At 41.7% G+C, this 19,571-nt stretch carries 21 protein-coding genes; 7 read left to right on the forward strand and 14 right to left on the reverse strand.

All coding sequences use genetic code 11. The features are described 5' to 3' along the window. Positions 1 to 133 precede the first annotated feature (133 nt). Positions 134 to 1,063: a cobalamin-binding protein gene (locus tag ACE1CC_RS02585; RefSeq protein ID WP_413268913.1), complete on the forward strand. Its 930-nt coding sequence runs from the start codon at positions 134 to 136 to the stop codon at positions 1,061 to 1,063. 42 nt (positions 1,064 to 1,105) lie between these two features. Here ACE1CC_RS02585 and ACE1CC_RS02590 read toward each other — a convergent pair whose 3' ends face one another. From ACE1CC_RS02590 to ACE1CC_RS02635, 10 genes are all read right to left on the reverse strand, one after another. After that, positions 1,106 to 1,282, reverse strand: a complete 177-nt coding sequence (locus ACE1CC_RS02590; RefSeq protein WP_413267697.1) for a hypothetical protein — start codon at positions 1,280 to 1,282, stop codon at positions 1,106 to 1,108. Positions 1,283 to 1,428: 146 nt separating this feature from the next. Continuing rightward, positions 1,429 to 1,920 (reverse strand): SH3 domain-containing protein, encoded by a 492-nt coding sequence (locus tag ACE1CC_RS02595; RefSeq protein ID WP_413268914.1) that lies wholly within the window; start codon positions 1,918 to 1,920, stop codon positions 1,429 to 1,431. Between the two features lie 115 nt (positions 1,921 to 2,035). Beyond that, positions 2,036 to 3,550: an AAA family ATPase gene (locus ACE1CC_RS02600; protein ID WP_413268915.1), complete on the reverse strand. Its 1,515-nt coding sequence runs from the start codon at positions 3,548 to 3,550 to the stop codon at positions 2,036 to 2,038. A 158-nt stretch (positions 3,551 to 3,708) separates the two neighbouring features. Then, complete coding sequence (locus ACE1CC_RS02605) at positions 3,709 to 4,221, reverse strand: YceD family protein (RefSeq protein WP_413268916.1); 513 nt, start codon at positions 4,219 to 4,221, stop codon at positions 3,709 to 3,711. A gap of 83 nt (positions 4,222 to 4,304) precedes the next feature. After that, positions 4,305 to 4,820, reverse strand: coding sequence for a Jag family protein (locus ACE1CC_RS02610; RefSeq protein WP_413268917.1), 516 nt, complete (start codon positions 4,818 to 4,820; stop codon positions 4,305 to 4,307). Between the two features lie 5 nt (positions 4,821 to 4,825). After that, entirely contained in the window at positions 4,826 to 5,983 is a 1,158-nt protein-coding gene (gene yidC / locus ACE1CC_RS02615) for a membrane protein insertase YidC (protein ID WP_413268918.1), read from the reverse strand. A 155-nt stretch (positions 5,984 to 6,138) separates the two neighbouring features. Then, positions 6,139 to 6,519, reverse strand: coding sequence for a PH domain-containing protein (locus tag ACE1CC_RS02620; protein ID WP_413268919.1), 381 nt, complete (start codon positions 6,517 to 6,519; stop codon positions 6,139 to 6,141). Beyond that, on the reverse strand, positions 6,506 to 6,949 hold the full coding sequence (rnpA, locus tag ACE1CC_RS02625) for a ribonuclease P protein component (RefSeq protein WP_413268920.1): 444 nt from the start codon (positions 6,947 to 6,949) through the stop codon (positions 6,506 to 6,508). The genes ACE1CC_RS02620 and rnpA overlap by 14 nt, the downstream gene beginning before the upstream one ends. 7 nt (positions 6,950 to 6,956) lie before the next feature. After that, entirely contained in the window at positions 6,957 to 7,094 is a 138-nt protein-coding gene (gene rpmH / locus ACE1CC_RS02630) for a 50S ribosomal protein L34 (protein WP_073594336.1), read from the reverse strand. 77 nt (positions 7,095 to 7,171) lie between these two features. Continuing rightward, the gene (locus ACE1CC_RS02635; RefSeq protein ID WP_413268921.1) at positions 7,172 to 7,702 is read right to left on the reverse strand and encodes a DUF2808 domain-containing protein; all 531 of its coding nucleotides are present in this window, start codon (positions 7,700 to 7,702) and stop codon (positions 7,172 to 7,174) included. A 600-nt stretch (positions 7,703 to 8,302) separates the two neighbouring features. Between ACE1CC_RS02635 and ACE1CC_RS02640 the strand changes: the two genes are divergently transcribed. From ACE1CC_RS02640 to ACE1CC_RS02655, 4 genes are all read left to right on the forward strand, one after another. Beyond that, positions 8,303 to 9,463 (forward strand): Re/Si-specific NAD(P)(+) transhydrogenase subunit alpha, encoded by a 1,161-nt coding sequence (locus tag ACE1CC_RS02640; protein WP_413268922.1) that lies wholly within the window; start codon positions 8,303 to 8,305, stop codon positions 9,461 to 9,463. A 104-nt stretch (positions 9,464 to 9,567) separates the two neighbouring features. Continuing rightward, positions 9,568 to 9,861, forward strand: a complete 294-nt coding sequence (locus tag ACE1CC_RS02645; RefSeq protein ID WP_413268930.1) for an NAD(P) transhydrogenase subunit alpha part 2 — start codon at positions 9,568 to 9,570, stop codon at positions 9,859 to 9,861. Positions 9,862 to 10,054: 193 nt separating this feature from the next. Continuing rightward, the gene (locus ACE1CC_RS02650) at positions 10,055 to 11,458 is read left to right on the forward strand and encodes an NAD(P)(+) transhydrogenase (Re/Si-specific) subunit beta (protein ID WP_413268931.1); all 1,404 of its coding nucleotides are present in this window, start codon (positions 10,055 to 10,057) and stop codon (positions 11,456 to 11,458) included. 232 nt (positions 11,459 to 11,690) lie between these two features. Then, positions 11,691 to 12,584 carry a succinate--CoA ligase subunit alpha gene (locus ACE1CC_RS02655; RefSeq protein WP_413268923.1) on the forward strand — a complete coding sequence of 298 codons (894 nt, stop codon included), beginning with the start codon at positions 11,691 to 11,693 and terminating at the stop codon, positions 12,582 to 12,584. A 44-nt stretch (positions 12,585 to 12,628) separates the two neighbouring features. Here ACE1CC_RS02655 and ACE1CC_RS02660 read toward each other — a convergent pair whose 3' ends face one another. The 3 genes from ACE1CC_RS02660 to ACE1CC_RS02670 all read right to left on the reverse strand — a co-directional run bounded on the left by ACE1CC_RS02660 (position 12,629) and on the right by ACE1CC_RS02670 (position 17,235). Next, positions 12,629 to 14,329, reverse strand: a complete 1,701-nt coding sequence (locus ACE1CC_RS02660; protein WP_413268924.1) for a hypothetical protein — start codon at positions 14,327 to 14,329, stop codon at positions 12,629 to 12,631. Positions 14,330 to 14,517: 188 nt separating this feature from the next. Next, positions 14,518 to 16,239, reverse strand: a complete 1,722-nt coding sequence (locus ACE1CC_RS02665) for an ABC transporter permease (RefSeq protein ID WP_413268925.1) — start codon at positions 16,237 to 16,239, stop codon at positions 14,518 to 14,520. A gap of 45 nt (positions 16,240 to 16,284) precedes the next feature. After that, positions 16,285 to 17,235 (reverse strand): ABC transporter ATP-binding protein, encoded by a 951-nt coding sequence (locus ACE1CC_RS02670; protein WP_413268926.1) that lies wholly within the window; start codon positions 17,233 to 17,235, stop codon positions 16,285 to 16,287. A 451-nt stretch (positions 17,236 to 17,686) separates the two neighbouring features. Here ACE1CC_RS02670 and ACE1CC_RS02675 point away from each other — a divergent pair, with 451 nt between their 5' ends. Together ACE1CC_RS02675 and ACE1CC_RS02680 are read left to right on the forward strand one after the other, a co-directional pair. Beyond that, positions 17,687 to 18,481: an LmeA family phospholipid-binding protein gene (locus ACE1CC_RS02675; RefSeq protein WP_413268927.1), complete on the forward strand. Its 795-nt coding sequence runs from the start codon at positions 17,687 to 17,689 to the stop codon at positions 18,479 to 18,481. A 249-nt stretch (positions 18,482 to 18,730) separates the two neighbouring features. Beyond that, the gene (locus tag ACE1CC_RS02680; RefSeq protein ID WP_413268928.1) at positions 18,731 to 18,961 is read left to right on the forward strand and encodes a type II toxin-antitoxin system HicB family antitoxin; all 231 of its coding nucleotides are present in this window, start codon (positions 18,731 to 18,733) and stop codon (positions 18,959 to 18,961) included. Positions 18,962 to 19,061: 100 nt separating this feature from the next. Here the strand turns inward: ACE1CC_RS02680 and vapB are convergent, their stop codons facing one another. Further along, positions 19,062 to 19,304 carry a type II toxin-antitoxin system VapB family antitoxin gene (gene vapB / locus ACE1CC_RS02685; RefSeq protein ID WP_413268929.1) on the reverse strand — a complete coding sequence of 81 codons (243 nt, stop codon included), beginning with the start codon at positions 19,302 to 19,304 and terminating at the stop codon, positions 19,062 to 19,064. Positions 19,305 to 19,571 lie beyond the last annotated feature (267 nt).

Consider the following 19,571-nt stretch of genomic DNA (forward strand, 5'->3'; position numbering starts at 1 on the left):
TTGCGCTTCAGCGCTAATTGTAGCGCTGAAGCGCAACAACGTACTTGTACTTTTTTGGTATAACGTAGGGAGGATTAACAATTCTAGAGACAGAGGTAAATTGAGAGAAACTACAATTCTATGGGGATAAATTATGAATAATAGCGAACAACTCAGAATTGTTTCTCTACTTCCCAGTGCAACAGAAATTGTGGCTAGTTTGGGATTAACTGATGCTTTGGTGGGACGATCGCACGAATGCGACTACCCCCCCGAAGTCCAAAACTTACCTGTTTGCACCCAAACAAGAATTAATTCGGGAAAACCTAGCGCCGTCATTCATCAAGATGTTACCCAATTATTACAATCAGCATTGAGCATTTATGAAGTCAAACTTGATGCTTTAGAACAATTACAACCTACTCATATTTTGACACAAGACCAATGCGATGTTTGCGCGGTTAGCGTTGCAGAAGTTGAAAAAGCTATCGCTAAACTGATTAACTCTCAACCCCAAATTATTTCCTTAAAACCGCAACATTTAGCAGATGTTTGGACAGATATTCAAACCGTAGGTAAAGCGCTAAATGTATCTCCAGAATCAACGATCGAAAACTTAGAAGCGCGAGTCAAAATCTGCGAACAAAAAACTCAGTCTCTAACTTCAGAAGACCGCCCCAAAGTGCTTTGCATTGAATGGACAGACCCCTTAATGGTTGCAGCTAATTGGGTACCCGAAATGGTAAAAATTGCTGGAGGAGAACCGCTTTTTTGCGTCATCGGTCAACCTTCACCCCAATTAACTTGGGAATCAATAATTAACTCCAATCCAGACATTATTATTTTCATGCCCTGCGGTTTCAATTTAGACCGCACTCATCAAGAAGCTATGCCTTTAACTCAAAGACCGGAATGGCAAAATTTACACGCTGTCCAAACCGGAAGAGTTTACATTACAGATGGCAATGCTTATTTTAATCGTCCGGGGCCAAGATTAGCCGAATCAGTAGAAATTTTAGCAGATATACTGCACCCAGAAATTTTCCAATATGGCTACAAAGATCGAGCTTGGAAACCATTATAAACTTCATTTCTGGGATTTCTTCCCGAAAGTTTGCTTTTTTAATTAAATTAACCCCAAGCGATCGCACAGCAAAGCTACCAAAACCGCAAAAATGGTAATCTGTAGCGCTACCAGGGGATGTTGTCCCTGACTGACTGCGAAAGAGGTAACAATACCTGCACCTAAAGCAGCTGTCACCACAGCACCTACGAGATCTTTATTCGAGTTTTTGTTGTACATAAATTCATCCCAGGAACTAGTAAAGAAACCAGATCAATTTACTGTTTTCCAAACTATCATCCAGGGCTAAATTGATTAAGCTTTTGCCTCAATATTGCAACCAAGTTTAAAATTTTGCTACTTTTCTTAACACATCAATTGAGTTTCTACTGATTAGATGCTCCTTCTTCTACCCGCTTAATATTTCTTGCTCTTACCCAACCTTCGTTACTACCATTTTCCGAGCGAATTTTTACCCAACGTTTGTCATCACTTTCGGACAAAACTACCACGACTTCGTTATAAGCTACACCACCAATTCTTTCCGAGTCAGGGCGGGGATTACTGCGAATGCTTAAACCATTTGACCAAGTTACCCGTCCTCTGTATGCTCCAGGTTCTAAAGCTTTTTCGCTAGTTTCACTAGTTGGCGTACTATTACTAACTTCTGTCGTTGTAGGAGTACTCGCTCCTGGTTGAGTCTTAGCTGCTACTGGCTGGACTTTGTTAGCATTTCTTTCATTGGCGAATACAGGTCTTTCTGGAGGTGCAGTTAATTTGGTGATAAAATACAGCGCCCCCGCAACACCCGCACCTGCTAATAAACCAATAGCAATCACAAAACCAATCAAAAATTTAACGATTCCCGAAAAGCTCATAACTGATCACCCACTCACGCCTATTTTGCTCAATGCAAGTATATATCCAGATTAGGTACGTAGTTGCGCTTCAGCGCTGGCATAAGAGCGCTAAAGCGCAACTACGTACTATATATTATCGGAGTTGATTTTTAATCCGATCGCTCAAACTACTATGCTTAGAAGCTAAACGCGCCTTACCCGCCGCCGCCCAATCTTGTAAAAACTCAATTTGTTCTTGAGCAGTTCTGGCTAAAGGTACAATTTGACTAGCCGCTTCTAAAACATCATCAGTGTTAAAATCTCGGTTTTGACTAAAGCCAATGTGCATCGCTTCTGTCAAAGCTTGCTCAATTTCTGCGCCCGAAAAATCAGGTGTTTCGTAAGCTAAACGATCCAAATCATAATTATTCAAATTATGCGGACGTAGCCGAGTTAAATGTACCCCAAAAATCGCCCGTCTTTCTTCTTGCGTCGGTAAACCCACAAAAAAGATTTCATCAAACCTACCTTTTCGCAGCATTTCCGCTGGTAAAGTTTGAATATTATTAGCTGTCGCTACCACAAAAACCGGGCTAGTTTTCTCAGCTAACCAAGTAATAAATGTACCAAAAACCCGGTTACTCGTACCTGCATCACCTTTGCCATCCATCCCGGAAAAAGCTTTATCAATTTCGTCGATCCATAATACGCAAGGTGCTAAAGCTTCGGCTAATTGAATCATTTGTCTAGTGCGAGATTCTGACTCTCCCACTAATCCACCAAACAAGCGTCCTACATCTAATCTGAGTAAAGGTAAATGCCAATGGTGTGCGATCGCTTTTGCCATTAAAGATTTACCCGTTCCCTGAATTCCAACTAACAATAAACCTCTCGGATGGGGTAAACCATATTGTCTCGCTCTTTCTGAAAAAGCGCCACCCCGCCGCAATAACCATTCTTTTAAATTATCCAATCCTCCCACATCTGAAATATTTTCCGTTGCTGGATAGAACTCTAAAATTTGCGTTTGGCGAATCGTTTGGCGTTTTTCTTCTAATACCAAATCTACATCTTCCGGGCGTAATTCGCCATGAGTTGCGATCGCTCTCGCCAACACCCGCCTAATTCTTTCTAAAGAAAGTCCTTGACAAGAGCGCACAATTTGATCTAAAACTCGACCTTCTAAAGATTGTCCAGTAGCCGCCAACAAACGCTCGACTTCGGTTTTAATATCCGGCGCAGTTGGTAACTGAAATTCCAAAACAGTTAGCACTTCGCTCAACTCTTCAGGAATAGCTAATCGAGGCGACAAAATTACAATATTTTTCGGTTGTGACTTCAGCAAACGCGCCAAATTTTTCAATTTTCGCGCCACAGCCACATCTTCTAAAAAGCGGTGAAAATCCCGTAATATAAAAATAGCTGCCGCAGAAGCCGACAGCTTTTCCACAAATTCTAAAGCTTGTAAAGGATTGCGTTTTCCAAACCCCGCATCATTGGGATTACCCTGATAACCATCAACAAAATCCCAAATATAAACCCCGCGATTTCCTTGACTTTTGGCGATGTTAGCGATCGTACTTTCCACTCGCTCTTCTTCGCAAGTCGGAATATAAATTAACGGGTAGCGGGCACGTAACAGCAGTTCAAACTCATCACTAAAACTCATATTTTTTGCTGATTTGGTAAATGGTAATGGATAATTGGTTAGGATTTTAAATTTATGCTTTTAGATGACCAATCAGATAATTCTTTTAATTTTAATCTAAATCTTCAGCTTCGCCATCTAAATTTTACTCCTTTTTTCCATAGCCATTACCTATTTAGTTATTTACCATTATTGAGTCTTTCCTTAAGAGATTCAAGACTTGCCCAACGGCTATCGATCGTTCCTCCCCCTGCACTGCTACTATTTTCTAATTGAATACCTTGACAATTTTTATCACACAATTGTCTTTGAGGAATAGCCAAACACATTTGCTGATACAACCAATCATCAGGATAAAAATAACCATTTGGCGGTAAACTTTCCACCAAATCTTCTAAAGCCGTTTCTTTTTCTAAAACATCATCATCTCGATCTGCTGCTTCATCTAACCAAATCATTTCTGAAGTTTTCACCAACAATCGATGATTGTATTGTTGCAAACAACGATGGCAAGTTAAGGTAACAATTGCTTCTGCTTGAGCAGAAACATCCAAATAAGTTCCTTTATGAGCTACCTTAATTTTGCCTCTGACTGGTGTTAAAGTTTCCAAATCAGGGAAAAACTCATCTACTTCAATTACTTCTGTTTGCTGCGGTGCTTTCGTCAGACGGGGAATATAAATTGCTTCCATAGTCTGTTACCTTTTTTTTCCATCCTAGTTCAATTTAGGGAATTCAAACTTGGAAATTTTGCAGTTTGAATTCCCAAATTTCCTTAACGCCGTCGCACCACCAAACGACGGTCCGGTTCTTTACCCCGACTATAGCTTTCTACATCGGTGAACTCTTTTAAAAACGTATGAATTTGTCGTCTTTCTGCGGCAGAAAGAGATTTCATTTCAAACTCTTGACCATTGGTGCGTACTTGCTGAATGGCGTACTCAGCCAAAGCCAAAAGTTCTGCTTGTCGGCGAACGCGATAGCCATCTAATTCAACAGTGTAAGCAGCTTGTTCTTCATGCTCTTTACCCATATTGAGAATGGCATTAACTAAATATTGAATGGCATCTAAAGTATGACCTTCTTCACCAATCAATGCTTGAATTTGTGTCCGTGACAGGTGGGTTTCATCAATTGTTAACCAGTAGCTAGCCGCTTCTTCTGGTTCCTCTGGATCTGCTAATTCTGCTTGTGCTTCACCCTTTTGGGCTTTAACCATAGCTGGAACTTTCATGAGTTTTAGCAGTTCTTCCAGCCATTTTTGACCACGTTGTATGCGAGTGTCTGTCATGAAAACTAACCCGAGGCTTTTTTCTTAGAACGACCTGGTTCAAATGGGAGTGCCTCTCTTCCCTTACCTTCCTTAGCAGCCGCTTCTTTTTCTTGAGCTTCCACTAATTTTTGGAGATTTTCTGGCAATGGTTCCCTGGACAAAATAAAGGTCTGAGCAGTTTGAAAAATATTAGCAATCACCATGTACATCAATACACCAGCGGGCAATGGGAAGAACAAAAACATTCCCGAAAAAATTACTGGCGTAATCTTATTTACCGTATCCTGTTGAGGATTAGAGGTAGCACCTGGCTGTTGTCCTGAGAGTAGCTGGTTGATATATAAGCTAATACCAAAAAACAGCACCATTCCCACAATATCCCAGTGAATAGCTCCGTCTTGATCGAATGCACCTACTCTTCCCAAAGCGTCGATAAATAGAAATCCTTTATCAGATGCTAAACCTGGAATAGTTCCCTGAATAGTGGCATCACCTGGTTGTAAGGCTTCTATATTGCCATTGGCATCTATTGTGATCCGCTCCTCGCCTTTTGTCACCTTCCAGTTCGGAGTCAGTTTCGTTTCTTGATGTTCCGCTACTAAAGCTTCTAAAGGCTTACCTGCTGGAGTTTGAAATTCTAATTGACTTTTCTCACCCACTGCGAGTTTATTTCCCCCTGGTAATAAGGCGATCACTGGAGCATGGGAACTCTCAGCGAAGTAAATATTTTGGGGTGCAGTGGAAAAAGATTGTCTTTGAACTTGCTCGATTTGTTCCTTGGGGAGAACTTGAACATTCACGGTGTAATTTACATCCGAGAATGGTGAACCACGCAAGGTAGCAAATAAGGCAAATAACACAGGCATTTGTACCACTACAGGTAAGCAACCTGACAATGGGTTGCCAAACTCTTTGTAGAGTTTGCCCATTTCTTCCTGTTGCTTTGTTGGGTCGTCTTTGTATCGTTCCTGAATTTCCTTAACCCGCTTTTGCATTAGCGGTTGGGTGACTCGCGTCTGGCGCATACTGCGAATTGATTTAGCGCTTAAGGGATAGAGCGCAAAACGAATCACCAGAGTCAGCGCTACGATAGCCAACCCATAGCTGGGGACGATCCCGTAGAAGAAATCCAGGATCGGCAGCATTACGTTGTTGGAAAGAAAACTTACACCAAAATCCATGCTTATGAAGTCTACCTACAAGCGCTGTATTGTCTTTATCTAATCTATCTTGCGAACCAGTCAGAGAGATAACTGTCTGCTGGTTTGGAGGGAAATTAGGAGAGGGTGAAAAAAGTTTTTCTCTCGGCTGCGGTTCCCTTTGTGTAACGATTTAACTACCCTACAGTTTTTACTGACTTAATTTTGGCTTTTTCGGTAATGTAATCGTAAATTTCGCGAAATTTAGGAATTGCCCTGAGTTCTAAACGACTTCCGTCTCGGAGAACTACTACCATGTCTCCCCACAGACCAATGCCACGCGGAACTTTTTTCACTTCGACGATTTCTGAGTAAATGATGTCGGTGCGATCTTGACCGCGAAAGCCGCCTGTGACGGAGATGCGTCGATCGGTAATCCGATAACGTAGCCACAGGGCACGAGCGATCGCACCTACGGTTAACGGTAAACCAATCACCGTCAGTCCTATGAGAATATTTAAAATTAAATCTCCAATATGAGGGCCGCCCTCATAGTAAACTTCTTCACGAATACCCATTGAGTACCTCAGCTTCTACCAACAACTGCTCTAATTCTTGCAGAAATTGATGATAATCGCACTGCGTAGCTAATGGTTTTACTACTATCACTAGTAACCAACCGGGAGCAACTTTGGGTAATAATTGCCGAAAAGCCGCTTTTAGCTGCCTTTTAATCCGGTTTCGCACAACTGCTCGCTTGCTGACTTTTTGGCTGATGGAAATGCCCAGGAGCGAGGGAAGTTTGGAGAGCGCGATCGCTGCATCATTCCCCTCAACGGCAGTAGCAGCCATTGGTAATCGCGAAAGCGACTGCTTCCCGGATTCCGATTTGGCTGACTGCCGCAAGGCTCTTAAAGTAAGATGGGGCGTGCTGCAACGCATCCCCTTACGGAATAAAGCAGAGAAATCCTGCCGATTTTTCAGTCGATGTGCTTTTGGCAAAGCCACAGCTTTTTTAAACTGCTAAACGATAACGACCTTTCTTCCGACGGGCTTTGAGTACAAGTTTTCCATTCTTGGTTCGCATCCGGGCGCGAAAACCAGAAGTTCTTTTTCTCTTACGGCTAGTGCCATGTAACGTGCGCTGGGTCATTAGGAGTTCTCCAAGCTGGGAGTCTAAAAATAATTCAAAAAGTCACAATCTCCTATTTTATCACCAGTTTTCTGTCCCTAATCAATACTCACCAACCAAGTACCGATGTAGCGCATTAACGGCACATCTCCCGGAGTCATAATACTGCAATTAAAGTAGAACATTCCCCCAGAAGAAGGATTTCTGACATTAGAGAGAATCAACTCGACTTCATTCCCTGCTGGTACTGGTTCTCTAGGGAAAATTTGGATAGTCCGGTTTTCCTTATCCCAGGTGACTTCATCCAGCTTTACAGATTTGCCTTTAACTCTCACCTCAATGTCTTTAGTGTCAAATGTGCCTTTGTAATATTCTGGATAAGAAATGGCAAACTGAGAAACGGCTAAGTTCATCTTTTTGCGAGGAATTTTCAGCCGATAGCGATCCCAAATGTTGATTCTGCCGCCAAAGTCTAAGCGAAACGGTAGTTGACTTTCGCGTGGTGGCCCACCAAATAAGGTAAACCCTGGCAGACCATTTGCCCAAACTATGCTAGCAGTCCCAGTCAGTAAGCAACTGCAGAGTGCTAAGGCGGAAAGGGTACGTCGAAAGGAAAGTTGCAAAGACATAGCCGTAGTTTCTCCGATCACTCCAAAGTAAATGGTTTGTTACCAAACTTAACTTACACTCAATTTACGATATCAAAGATGTTTTCTAAATGTTAGCGGTTCCAGAAAAGCAATTCGATTATAGGGGAGCGAGGCAGAAACTTGACTACAAAGGATAAAAATAAAGCTTTTTTACAAAATTTGTCCAGCCAAATCTTAGTTAACTTTTGTTTGTCAAATAGCAGTTTTGACAATTCGGTAATTAAAGTAACATTATTTGCTGAAAATCATATTTCTAAATGTGTCTAATTGTATATAAATTTTGTATGAATATTAAGAAAATAGAGATAAATAGGCGAAATAAGTAAAAAATAGGTATTTTCCGCTCAGCCAAATGATGAATCTATAAAATAAGTTAAAGAGAATGCCCCAAAATAGGGGGATCAACATAGGATGAAAAAGTAGAAGAGTTGGCAGGGCGAATTGGATTGAATTGCGGCAGCGCTATCAACAAACTGAATCATGAGAATGCCCAAATAACTAAATTGGAACGGAAAAGTAGTCACGAACTAAATTGGGAGTTTGGCTACACAGAATTACTTAAACTAGCAAGGAGGTTCAATGAAATTAGCAGTTGCCAAAGAAATTGAAATGGGTGAAAATCGTGTAGCCCTAATACCTGACACTGTAGCTCGGTTGGTGAAACAAGGACTAGAAGTGTGGGTAGAAGCTGGTGCTGGTGAGCGATCGTTTTTTGCAGATGAAGCTTACGCAGCAGCCGGAGCAAAAATTATCGACGATCCCTATACTTTATGGGGCGAAGCTGACATATTGGTAAAAGTCAGCCCACCACAAGAAAGAGACGGACGGCATGAAGTGGATATGCTGCGAGAAGGTGCAATTTTAGTCGGTTTTACGAATCCTTTGGGAAATCCGACTTTGGCGCAAAAATTAGCGCAACGCCGCATCACTACTTTAAGCATGGAATTAATTCCCCGCACCACTAGGGCACAAAGCATGGATGCGCTTTCTTCCCAAGCTTCTGTAGCGGGATACCAAGCGGCGTTGATTGCAGCAGCAGCTTCACCGAAGTTCTTTCCCATGTTAACCACTGCCGCAGGAACGATCGCACCAGCCAAAGTATTCATTATCGGCGCAGGAGTTGCAGGTTTGCAAGCGATCGCCACCGCCCGAAGACTCGGTGCAGTTGTCGAAGCTTTTGACATTCGCCCTGCGGTAAAAGAAGAAGTGCAAAGTTTGGGAGCTAAATTCGTAGAAGTAAAATTAGACGAAGAAACGGTGGCAGACAACGGTTACGCAAAGGAAATTTCTGAGATTTCTAAACAGAAAACTCAAGAAACGATCGCCGAGCACGTTAAACTTTCTGATGTCGTAATCACCACCGCCCAAGTTCCAGGTAAAAAAGCACCATTACTCGTTACAGAAGAAATGGTAGCCCAAATGAAGCCCGGTTCAGTAATAGTTGATATCGCCGCTGAACAAGGCGGAAACTGTGCTTGCACTCAACCTGGAAGAGATATTCGCTATAACGGTGTAACAATTATTGGCACCATTAATTTGCCTTCTTCAACCCCAATTCACTCTTCGCAAATGTATGCGAAAAATATTCTCACTCTGTTGCAATATTTGATTAATAAAGAAGGAGAATTTACCCTCAATTTTGAGGATGATATCGTGAAGAACACTTGCGTTACTCACGCAGGGGAAATTCGCAATCAAAAAGTGCAAGAAGCATTGGAGCAATTGCGGGTAAACGCTTAATTAGTTTGTCAATTGTCAACGGTCATTGGTCATTTGAATGAAATCTGGAATGACAAATGACCAATGACTAATAACTAATGACCAAGAAAAGGAGTTTTAAATCGATGACAGAAGCATTATTAGCGGCTTTGTTTGTGTTTGTTCTTGCCTCTTTTACTGGGTTTGAAGTGATTAACAAAGTGCCGCCAACTCTACACACGCCTTTGATGTCTGGTTCAAATGCAATTTCGGGAATTGCTGTACTGGGTGCGATCGTAGTTTCTGGCGAACGTAATACTAGTTTGACAGTAATTTTGGGTTTAATTGCTGTGATATTCGCAACGGTTAACGTTGTGGGCGGCTTTTTGGTGACAGACAGAATGCTGCAAATGTTTAAGAAGAAGGAAGCTAAGGCGTAGTTCGGTTTATTAGGCTTCTGGCAAATGGCGAAAGGTGAATTTTTTAACCGCAGATGAACACAGATGGGGTTATCTGTTTTTGCTAGAGGTTTTTTATTGAACCGCAAAGACGCGAAGAGCGCGAAGGAAGAGAAGAAGAAAGAGAATTTCTCACGATTTCCATAGTTACTGAAAGTAAGAAGAAAGAATGAATATGACTGACTTTTTGCCGACTGGAATTCAGCTGACTTATTTAGTAGCAGCATCTCTGTTTATTTTGGGTTTGAAAAAGTTGGGATCTCCAGCAACCGCCCGTGTGGGTAATGTTTGGGCTGCGGTGGGGATGTTTTTGGCTATTGTAGCGACTTTGCTCGATCGCCAAGTGCTCAACTATGAAATGATTTTGTTAGCGATCGCCATTGGTAGCGTTATCGGTGCCGTTGTTGCCTATAAAGTAGCAATGACGGAAATGCCCCAAATGGTTGGTTTATTGAACGGTTTAGGCGGCGCAGCTTCCGCACTCGTCGCCGTTGGTGAGTTTTGGCGACTTTTGGGCACTGGCGAACCGATGCCTTTGGATTCTAATATTTCCATGTTGCTAGATGTGTTAATTGGCGGTGTCACTTTCACAGGTAGTTTTATCGCCTTTGCTAAACTGCAAGGGATTATGAGTGGTTCTCCGATCACTTTTCCCTTACAACAACCGTTTAACGCTTCACTTTTAATCGGTTATGTCGTTGGTAGCGCTTTTTTGATTCTCGATCCGGGGAATTTACCTGTATTCTTGGGAATTGTGGTAATTTCTCTGATTTTAGGGGTAATGTTCGTTATCCCCATTGGTGGTGGCGATATGCCAGTAGTAATTTCGCTGTTGAACTCGTTCTCTGGTTTAGCTGCTGCTGCTGCTGGTTTCGTGGTGATGAACAATATGTTAATCATCGCTGGTGCTTTGGTGGGCGCTTCTGGTTTGATCCTCACCGAAATTATGTGTAAGGCGATGAACCGTTCCTTGGCAAATGTTCTGTTTAGTGCTTTTGGTACTGGTGGCGGTGCAGTCGCAGGCGGCGCAGGTGGCGCAACCGATCAAACTGTCCACAGCATCGATGCAGAAGAAGGCGCGATGATGTTGGGTTATGCGCGTTCTGTGGTAATTATTCCTGGTTATGGAATGGCGGTGGCGCAAGCACAACACGCTGTTCGGGAATTGGCAGATCAATTAGATAGATTGGGTGTGGAAGTAAAATATGCTATTCACCCAGTTGCGGGAAGAATGCCGGGGCACATGAATGTGTTGTTGGCAGAGGCGAATGTGCCTTATCCTCAACTGTACGATATGGATGATATTAATCCTCAGTTTGACCAAACTGATGTCGCTTTGGTTATTGGGGCGAATGATGTGGTGAACCCAGCGGCGCGTCATGATAGTGCTAGTCCAATTTATGGTATGCCGATTTTAGATGTCGATCGCGCAAAACATACGATCGTCATTAAGCGCGGAATGAGCACTGGTTTCGCTGGCGTGGAAAATGAATTGTTTTACAAAGATAAAACAATGATGCTTTTTGGAAGTGCGAAAGATATGGTGGCGAAGTTGGTTTCTGAGGTGAAACAGCTTTAAGTGCGATCTTGCTTCCTGTAAGGAGGTAGAACCTCCTTTCACCTCGTGACTAGGTTGAACCTAGTCACGAGAAACAAAAAGTCATCCGGTAAGCAGATGCAGCCAAATGATACAGCAGCCCGATACGATCAAATAGCCCAATATAATTCGTTAATAACTAACTGTTAAACTGTAGAAGTTATGATAAGGCGCATTGATGCCCCAGCACTTTTAGGGTGCTAAACTTCTGATTATGAAACTCAGCCCAGACGATAAAGTATTAATTCAAGGTATCAACGAACCACTCGCTGCTGTCCATGCTGTTCGGATGAAAGCTTATGGTACTAATGTAGTGGCTGGAGTTAGCCCCGGAGATGGGGGACAAGCATTAGATGGAATTCCGATTTTTGACTTGGTAGAACAAGCTGTCTCAGAAGTAGGCGCGATCGATACTACGATCGTCTTTGTCCCGCCTTATTTAGCTTTAGATGCTGCACTCGAAGCGATCGCAGCTGATATTCATCAAATTATCATCATTACTCAAGGAGTTCCCCCCCTGGATATGGTTTCTCTGCTGCGAAAAGCGGAAGCGACAAATACCTTAGTTGTTGGGTCAAATTCTCTGGGCATCATAGTCCCAGACAAAATCTTATTGGGAACTTATCCCGTAGAATTTTACACTCATGGTTCAGTGGGAATTATTAGCCGCAGTGGTACGCTAACTTCGGAAGTGGCATTAGAACTGACAACAGCCGGATTAGGTCAATCAATTTGCGTCAGTATTGGTAGCGATAGTATCATCGGTTCTTCTTTATGGGAATGGTTAAAAATTTTGAATGAAGATAAAAATACAAAAGCGATCGCCTTAGTCAGTCAAATAGATGATGGCATTCCAGAAACAGCCGCCCAATACATTAAAGAAAAAATTGAAAAACCCGTAATTGCCTACATCGCCGGACGTTTAGGCCCACCGCGCAAACGCCAACTTCACGCCAGCGACTTAATAGTTTCCCTGCCCATTTTAGGCACAGATCCAGAGAGTACCGAAAATATTATTGCTAGTTTTAGACAAGCAAAAGTTCCCATTGCCGATCGCCCCTCCCAAGTCCCCGAATTAATCAAAAAAGCACTCAAAATTAAGCCTTAAATCTTAGATCCCCGACTTCTCAAAGAAGTCGGGGATCTGGGTAGCTACATTGACTTTAGTAAAGCCTTAGTTGCAGATTCCCCTGCCAGTTTCAACTGTCGATTTAACTGTTGATTCAACAAAGCAAAAATTCCCAACTGAGAAACAAAAGCAGCGAAAAAGCTTTCCACTGACGCATCTTTCATAGCCGCCGCAGGAAAGGCTGTAAATAACCAAAACAGAGGAGCTCGATCGGGGGAAAGTGATAAAACACCCAGAAAAATTGGCGGTAAAACTATTAAAGCGATCATTGCACCAGCCGCCCATTGCATCTGTCTTTTAACTCGCTTTAGCAACATTAATTGTAGAATAGTTGCATAAATTAATGTCAAAGTCATAGTAATTGCCAGAATAGCTAATGTCGGCATTGAGTTAAGTTCACTAGGACTTAAAACAATCCAAACAGACAATATTACAAAACTCAGAACCAGATTAATTGCCATTGCCAAAATAGCCGGACTCTTTTCCGCCCAAAGCAAATCTTTGATTAAATCTCGACTCCAAAAACCCCAAGGATTTGTGATTCTTTCTTGCCGATATCTTGCCCAATCTTGTAAAGCTTGTCGCTGTGGAGATAAAGCAGCAATTAAACTCAAGAATAGCACTTGGTTTAAGATTAGCACAGCATAGAAATTGTTTTCTAGTGAAGATGACCATCTACCCGTTTGTAGTGCAAAACCCACAGTCATTACTTCAATACAAACTACCAGTAAATAACTTTGACCTTTGCTAAGAATTGTTTTACTTGGATTATGGAAACGACGCTGCAAACCTTGCCAAATCCAGTAACTCCACAAGGCATAATTAAACAGCAAAAAACTGATAGCTGTCACAGCATTGCTACCCAATGGTAAGTAAAACCATTGCCAACTATCTAAATTAAGATAGGAAAAAGAAAAGCTATTATCTACCGGACTTGCATCTACCACATAAAGCAAAGCTCTAAAAGGAGAGAATATAATTATCCAATCTGTGGGAGTGATGGTTATTGGTATAGCGCAAGTTATCCAGAGAAACATTAAAACTAAACCGCTACCTAACCAAGGTTGAAATCCACTAAACCCCGAACTAAACAAGCCAAATAGCAAACTGGCGCTGAAAAATAAAAAGCAACTGCCAACAATAGCCGCCCAATAAAACAGAATTCCCATCAAAGGAATGCCAGCGGAAATTCCCGCCCAAAAATGCAAAGGTAAAGCCAAAATAGCGAACAGATAAAGTAAAAAAGGAACACCGAGAATTTTACCTAATAAAATGCTTTGGCTAGTTCGCGGACTGAGGCGAATAAAATTCAGAGTTCCGGTTTTTTCTTCCTTAGCTAAATCGTTAATTAGCATATACGTACCTGCAACTAACAGGACAAAAATGCCAATTACACTTAGAATTTGAAATATTTCTATCCACCAAAGTTGCCAGTTAATGACAAAATTTCCCCTACCATCTGGCAAACATTCTTGATAAACTCCTGTGCAATATCTGTGGAAAACTTTGCCGTCTGGACTCAGATAGCGATCGTCCGTAGGCAAACCTCCCATAGCCATCATTAATATTAAGAATTGCCCCAAAAGAGAGATGCTAGTGGCAATAATTAAATTGCGTGGTTTGCAGCGTCCTTTAATTTCCCGCCACATTTGAGGATTCACATCACCTATTCTGTCTAACCAATTTAATTTCATCATCTTTCCTCGAAATTTATATTTTGTCATTTGTCATTTGTCATTTGTCATTTGTCATTTGTCATTCGTCATTTGTAAGTGGTTATTGGGAGAAATTTTCCCACCAATAACCACAGGACTTACGCAAAACCTCTATCCGTAGGGTGCGTTAACGCCAGTGTAACGCACCATTTCTCCATATATAGTGCCAGTGCGTAAGTCCTAAACCATTGATTTTTTTACAGGTTTGTTGAGGGTAAAGCCCGTCGTTCCTGCAATAAAGCTTTAGTTGTAGATTCGCCAGCGAGTCGGAGTTTTTTGGTTAATTGTGCGGTCAATATTCCCACTACAGTTAGCTGTCCTAAAGCTGCTACAAAAATTCCGATCGCAGATGTTTCTTCCCAGTAAGTTCCTATAGGTGCTAATACGGAAAAGTACCAGAGAAATCCCAACTCTTTTTCGGGAGTAATTTGGAATACTGCTAACCCAATTAGGGGCAGAAAAATGGCAGCGCTTAAGGCACCCATTGCCCAAATTATGTTATTTTTAATCCGAACAAACAACAGTAATTGAGTGAGTACAGCATAGAGCATCATTAAAGTAAATGCGAAACCTAAACTGACTAAGGTAGCAAATTGATACTCAAATTTTGCCCTTGAAGTTAAACTCCAGATGCTGATTAGTGCGATCGCAATTCCCAAATTAATTCCTATTGCGACTAATGCAGGGCTTTTTTCTCCAAACATCAAATCTTTAATTAGGGACTTACCCTGGTTTTGATGTCGGTAACGCGCCCAATCATGTAACACTTGACGATGAGGGGAAAGAATGCCAATTAAAACCAAAAACAGTAGAAAGTTTAAGGCACATAAAAACATGAAGTGTTGAAACAGCCAGTCTTTTGCTGAAAGATGCTCGTAGGTATATCCAGGTACGGTAAATCCGATTAAGGAAACCTGAAAACAAGCTGTTAATAAATAACTTTGACCCTTACTGAAGATAGTTGTAATTGGGTTACGAAAGCAGCGATTTAAACCTTGCCAAATCCAATAACTCCACAGGGCAAAGTTCAGCAAAGAGAACGAAACTAGAATCGCCCAATTTTCACCAATTGGTAAGTTATACCATTGCAGGTCTACTAGAGTTAAGTGGTTGTAGTGATCTTTATAAAAAGAGCTATCCAAGAAATTGGGAATTAAATCAAATGGCGTGAGCAATCTTAGCCAAGAAAGCGGGCTATTGAAGGGAGAATAAGTAAGCAAGTAATTCAGCCAAACAAAACCTAAAACTACTCCACTACCTAACCAAGATTGAAAACCTCCTAACCAATTGCTTACTAAAGAATAGAGTAATGCTGTACTATAAAATAAAATGCAACAAGCAATAACAGCACAGTCAAAACCTAAAATTTGACCCGGCGGAATTTGGGCTGATAATCCCGTCCAAAAATGCAAGGGAACTACCAACAATATGACGAGATAAAGCAAAATTGGCACGCCCAAAATTTTGCCAATTAAAATGTTTTTATTCGATTGGGGACTGAGACGAATAAAATTTAAGGTTCCCCGCCGTTCTTCTTGAGATAAATCATTGATTAGTAGATAGGTTCCGGCTACTAATAGGGAAAATATGCCCACCCAACTCAAACAAACAAATAAATCTTGATTCCAAAGTTCCCATCTGATGATAAAGTTGCCTAAACTATCTCGAAGACAGAGAGAAGCTGAGTAATAACCACCAGGACGTTTGCCTGTACAGTAAGTATTGGAAATCTGGTAAGTGTATTCTTCTAAACGAGGTGGAACGGGAAGTCGGCTGAGAAAATACTGAATAATCAAAAGTTGAGTGAGCAGGGAAATCGCTACACTGATTACTATATTGCGAGGTTTGAGGCGACCTTTAATTTCTCGCCACATTTGGGGATTTAAATTACCGATTTGGTTAACCAAATTACTTACCATTTTTCATCCTCTTTATATTGATCGTTAGGATTTCACCAATCAGGTTTAAGAAGCTTGTTTGTGACCCATTTTTAAGAAGATGGTTTCTAAATCTTCTTGGGTACAATGGAATTCATTTAACGGAATGCCAGCTTTAACTAGCGATCGCAACAGCCTAGCACAATCTTCTGGATTCCCGCCAAAATCAACCCTGACTTGATTAGTTCCTGATAAAACTTCATATCCTTCAACTAAAGGATAGTTTTTCAACTCTGATAACAGCGGATCTAATTCTCCCAAAGTAGACATGATAATTTGCTGGCGACTGAGACGACGGTAAAGTTCCGCTAAACTTGTACTTTCCACCAAATAACCCAACTCCATAATTCCTACAGAAGTACAAAGTTCTGCCAAATCACTGAGAACATGGGAAGAAATTAAAATTGTCATCCCCGCTTCTTGCAGAGTTTTGATGATTTCCCGAAACTGCATTCTGGCGATCGGATCTAACCCAGAAACAGGTTCATCTAACAACAGTACGATCGGTTCATGAATAATAGTTCTCGCCAAACTTAAGCGCTGCTTCATTCCTCGCGACAAAGTGTTAATTTGACTATTACGCTTATTAGTTAGCTGCACCAATTCCAAAACTTCATATAACCTTTGACTGCGCCGAGGTTCATGTAACCGATAAAGTCGGGCAAAATAATCCAAATAATCCCAAACCGTCAAATCATCATAAAGCGGGAAATCGTCAGGAAGATATCCAAGTCGCCGCTTCAAAGTTGGATTACTTTGATCGCGCAACAACCTGTCGCCATTAATGAAAATTTCTCCAATACTCGGTTCTTCCGCCGCCGCCAACATTCGGATCAGCGTCGTTTTCCCCGCCCCATTCGGCCCAATTAAACCATAAACTTCCCCCGCCTTGATTTCTAAATCAATATCATTGACAGCAATGTGGCGATCGAATTGCTTAGTCAGTCCGCGAGTACAAATAGCCAGTTCTTTTGACATGATTGTTTGGGACAAAAAATTTTCCGTACCTTTCTCAGCTAAGGATGCCCACCTGAACCCAGAATTTTGTCAACCATGGTTGACAAAAATTTCCTAGAAACTGACATCCCCAACGAAAATCAATATATCTAGGTCAATTTCAGCTATGCAGACAAAGCATCAGACTTGCTCTACATTTTGCGATCGACCTATTCCAGAAGAGGCAGAGGGGCAGAGGGGCAGAGGGGCAGAGGGGCAGAGGGGCAGAGGGGCAGAGGGGCAGAGGGGCAGAGGAGGAAAAGGTAAAAAATTCTCCTTGTCCCCTTGTGCCCTTGCCCAGTCCCCAGTCCCCAATCCCCAATCCCTAATCCCTTACTTATGAATGAGATTGCAACTTAGTATCGAAAAATTATTGCTCTGTCCTTTATATTTTGTTACAAAGGATGAAGATCCTCTGTAGACACAAATCTTTATGTTAGGTGGTCTGACTGGTTTTAATAATAATCCTGGCACTGACTGGGGCGAAAAAATGCTCAACACGGTTGCCAGCCAATCCATCCGCCACTTGTTCAGTAAGAGCGAGTCTGTGGAGGTATTTGTCCGCTGTTCTCCTTCTAACAAACTGTTACAAGGTAGCATCGACAGTTTTAAAATGAGTGGTCGGGGCTTAGTGATCCGCAGACAATTTCCGGTTGAGGAGATGTCTTTTGAGACGGATGCTGTCTCCATTGACTTTAGTTCGATTTTGAGTGGTAAGATTTCTCTGAAACAGCCGACGCAGGCGATCGCACAAGTTACCCTCTCCGAAGCTGGCATCAACGATGCTTTCCGCGCCGAATTGGTTACAAAACGCCTGAAAAATCTCTCCTCCGACTCTTTAAACGAATTATCCGGTGGTCAACCAGTTTCCTTCAACGAAGTGCAGATCCAACTAGAAAATGGCAACCGGATTCGTCTATTTGCCAAAGCTGACCTTCCCAATCATGGCACTGTACCCATTGTCATGCTGATGACTTTAGCCGTAGAACGTCGTCGTCGCATTGCTTTCCAAAACCCTGTTTTTCAAGCTGAAGCTGTCCCCGAATCTCTCCGCGAAGTTTCTCAATCTTTGGCTTATGCTTTGACTGAGGTGTTAAATAACATGGTCGATCTCGATCGCTTCGACCTCGATGGCGTAACCATGAGAATTAACCGTTTAGAAACTCAAGGGAAAAAATTACTTTTCAGTGGTTATGCTCAAATTGAACACTTTCCTAAAACTGGCTGATTTTTACTTTTGAGGTAATTGGAAATTCAAAAGGCAAAAGGAGTAAACATCACTTCTTTTGCCTTTTGAATTTTAACTGTTGATCTTGATTTACTAAAATTTTGTATCTGCCGTTTTAGCCCGCCTGCGAATCAATTCGCAGGCTAAGAGCTTCGAGTCCATTAAAATGGACTGAAAGTAAATGAATTGAAACTATTTAGTTCTCATAGTTAACTTGAATCATCGGAATGAAAACCAGGAAGGTGAAGAATGAGCTATCACTACAGTATGGTAATTCAATGGTCACAAGAGGATCAACTTTTCTTGGTTCATTTGCCGGAATTTCCCTGGCAGCAGTTTCATACTCATGGTAGAACTTATGAAGAAGCTGCTAAAAATGGTCAGGAAGTAATTGAGACTTTTGTGGAAATGCTTCTGGAAGAAAATCAACCATTACCAGAACCGAGAATGCTTCCTCAAAAACCTTTATTGGTTGCTTAGTTGAGGGTTTGCGATCGCATTTTGAGCCTTTCATTGATGAGCGATCGCACTTCCGCTGAGTTCAAATATTTTCACCAACCAATTCGGTTAAAAACTCCACCTAACTTAACATAATGTTAGAAAATGCTGATAATTCCAACTCTTCAAGCGGGGCATCAAAATCATCTGACATAATAATTTTACCCGCCCAACTTCCATAACCATGAGATTCTTCTGTTTCTTTATTGGTTTGGGGAATATTTGGATACTTTTCTAGCAAATATTCTGCATAATGCAAAAGTTCAGTTTTGAGAGCATCTGGCATATTAGAAATTGCTTTCCATAACGCTGTATCGGTGTTCATAATTTCTCCTGGCAATCTTCCGATTTTTTCTTGTTTCAGATCTTGCACGAGTCTCAAAGCCCGCCTGCCTTATCAATTCGCTTTTCTTATAGCTAAAGTCCTCTGTTATATGACTAAATACTTAGAGCTTGCTGAAAAAGTCTGTTGGTGGGGGTAGGGACACGGCATCATTAATATTTGCAATTCCTACGTTATCTCTTTCATGCCGTGTCCCTACAATTTCCGCAGAAATTGGCAAGGATGAAAGCGCCAAAAGGTCTGAAAAAC

It is taken from the genome of Floridaenema aerugineum BLCC-F46, assembly GCF_041929345.1.
Taxonomy (GTDB): domain Bacteria; phylum Cyanobacteriota; class Cyanobacteriia; order Cyanobacteriales; family Aerosakkonemataceae; genus Floridanema; species Floridanema aerugineum.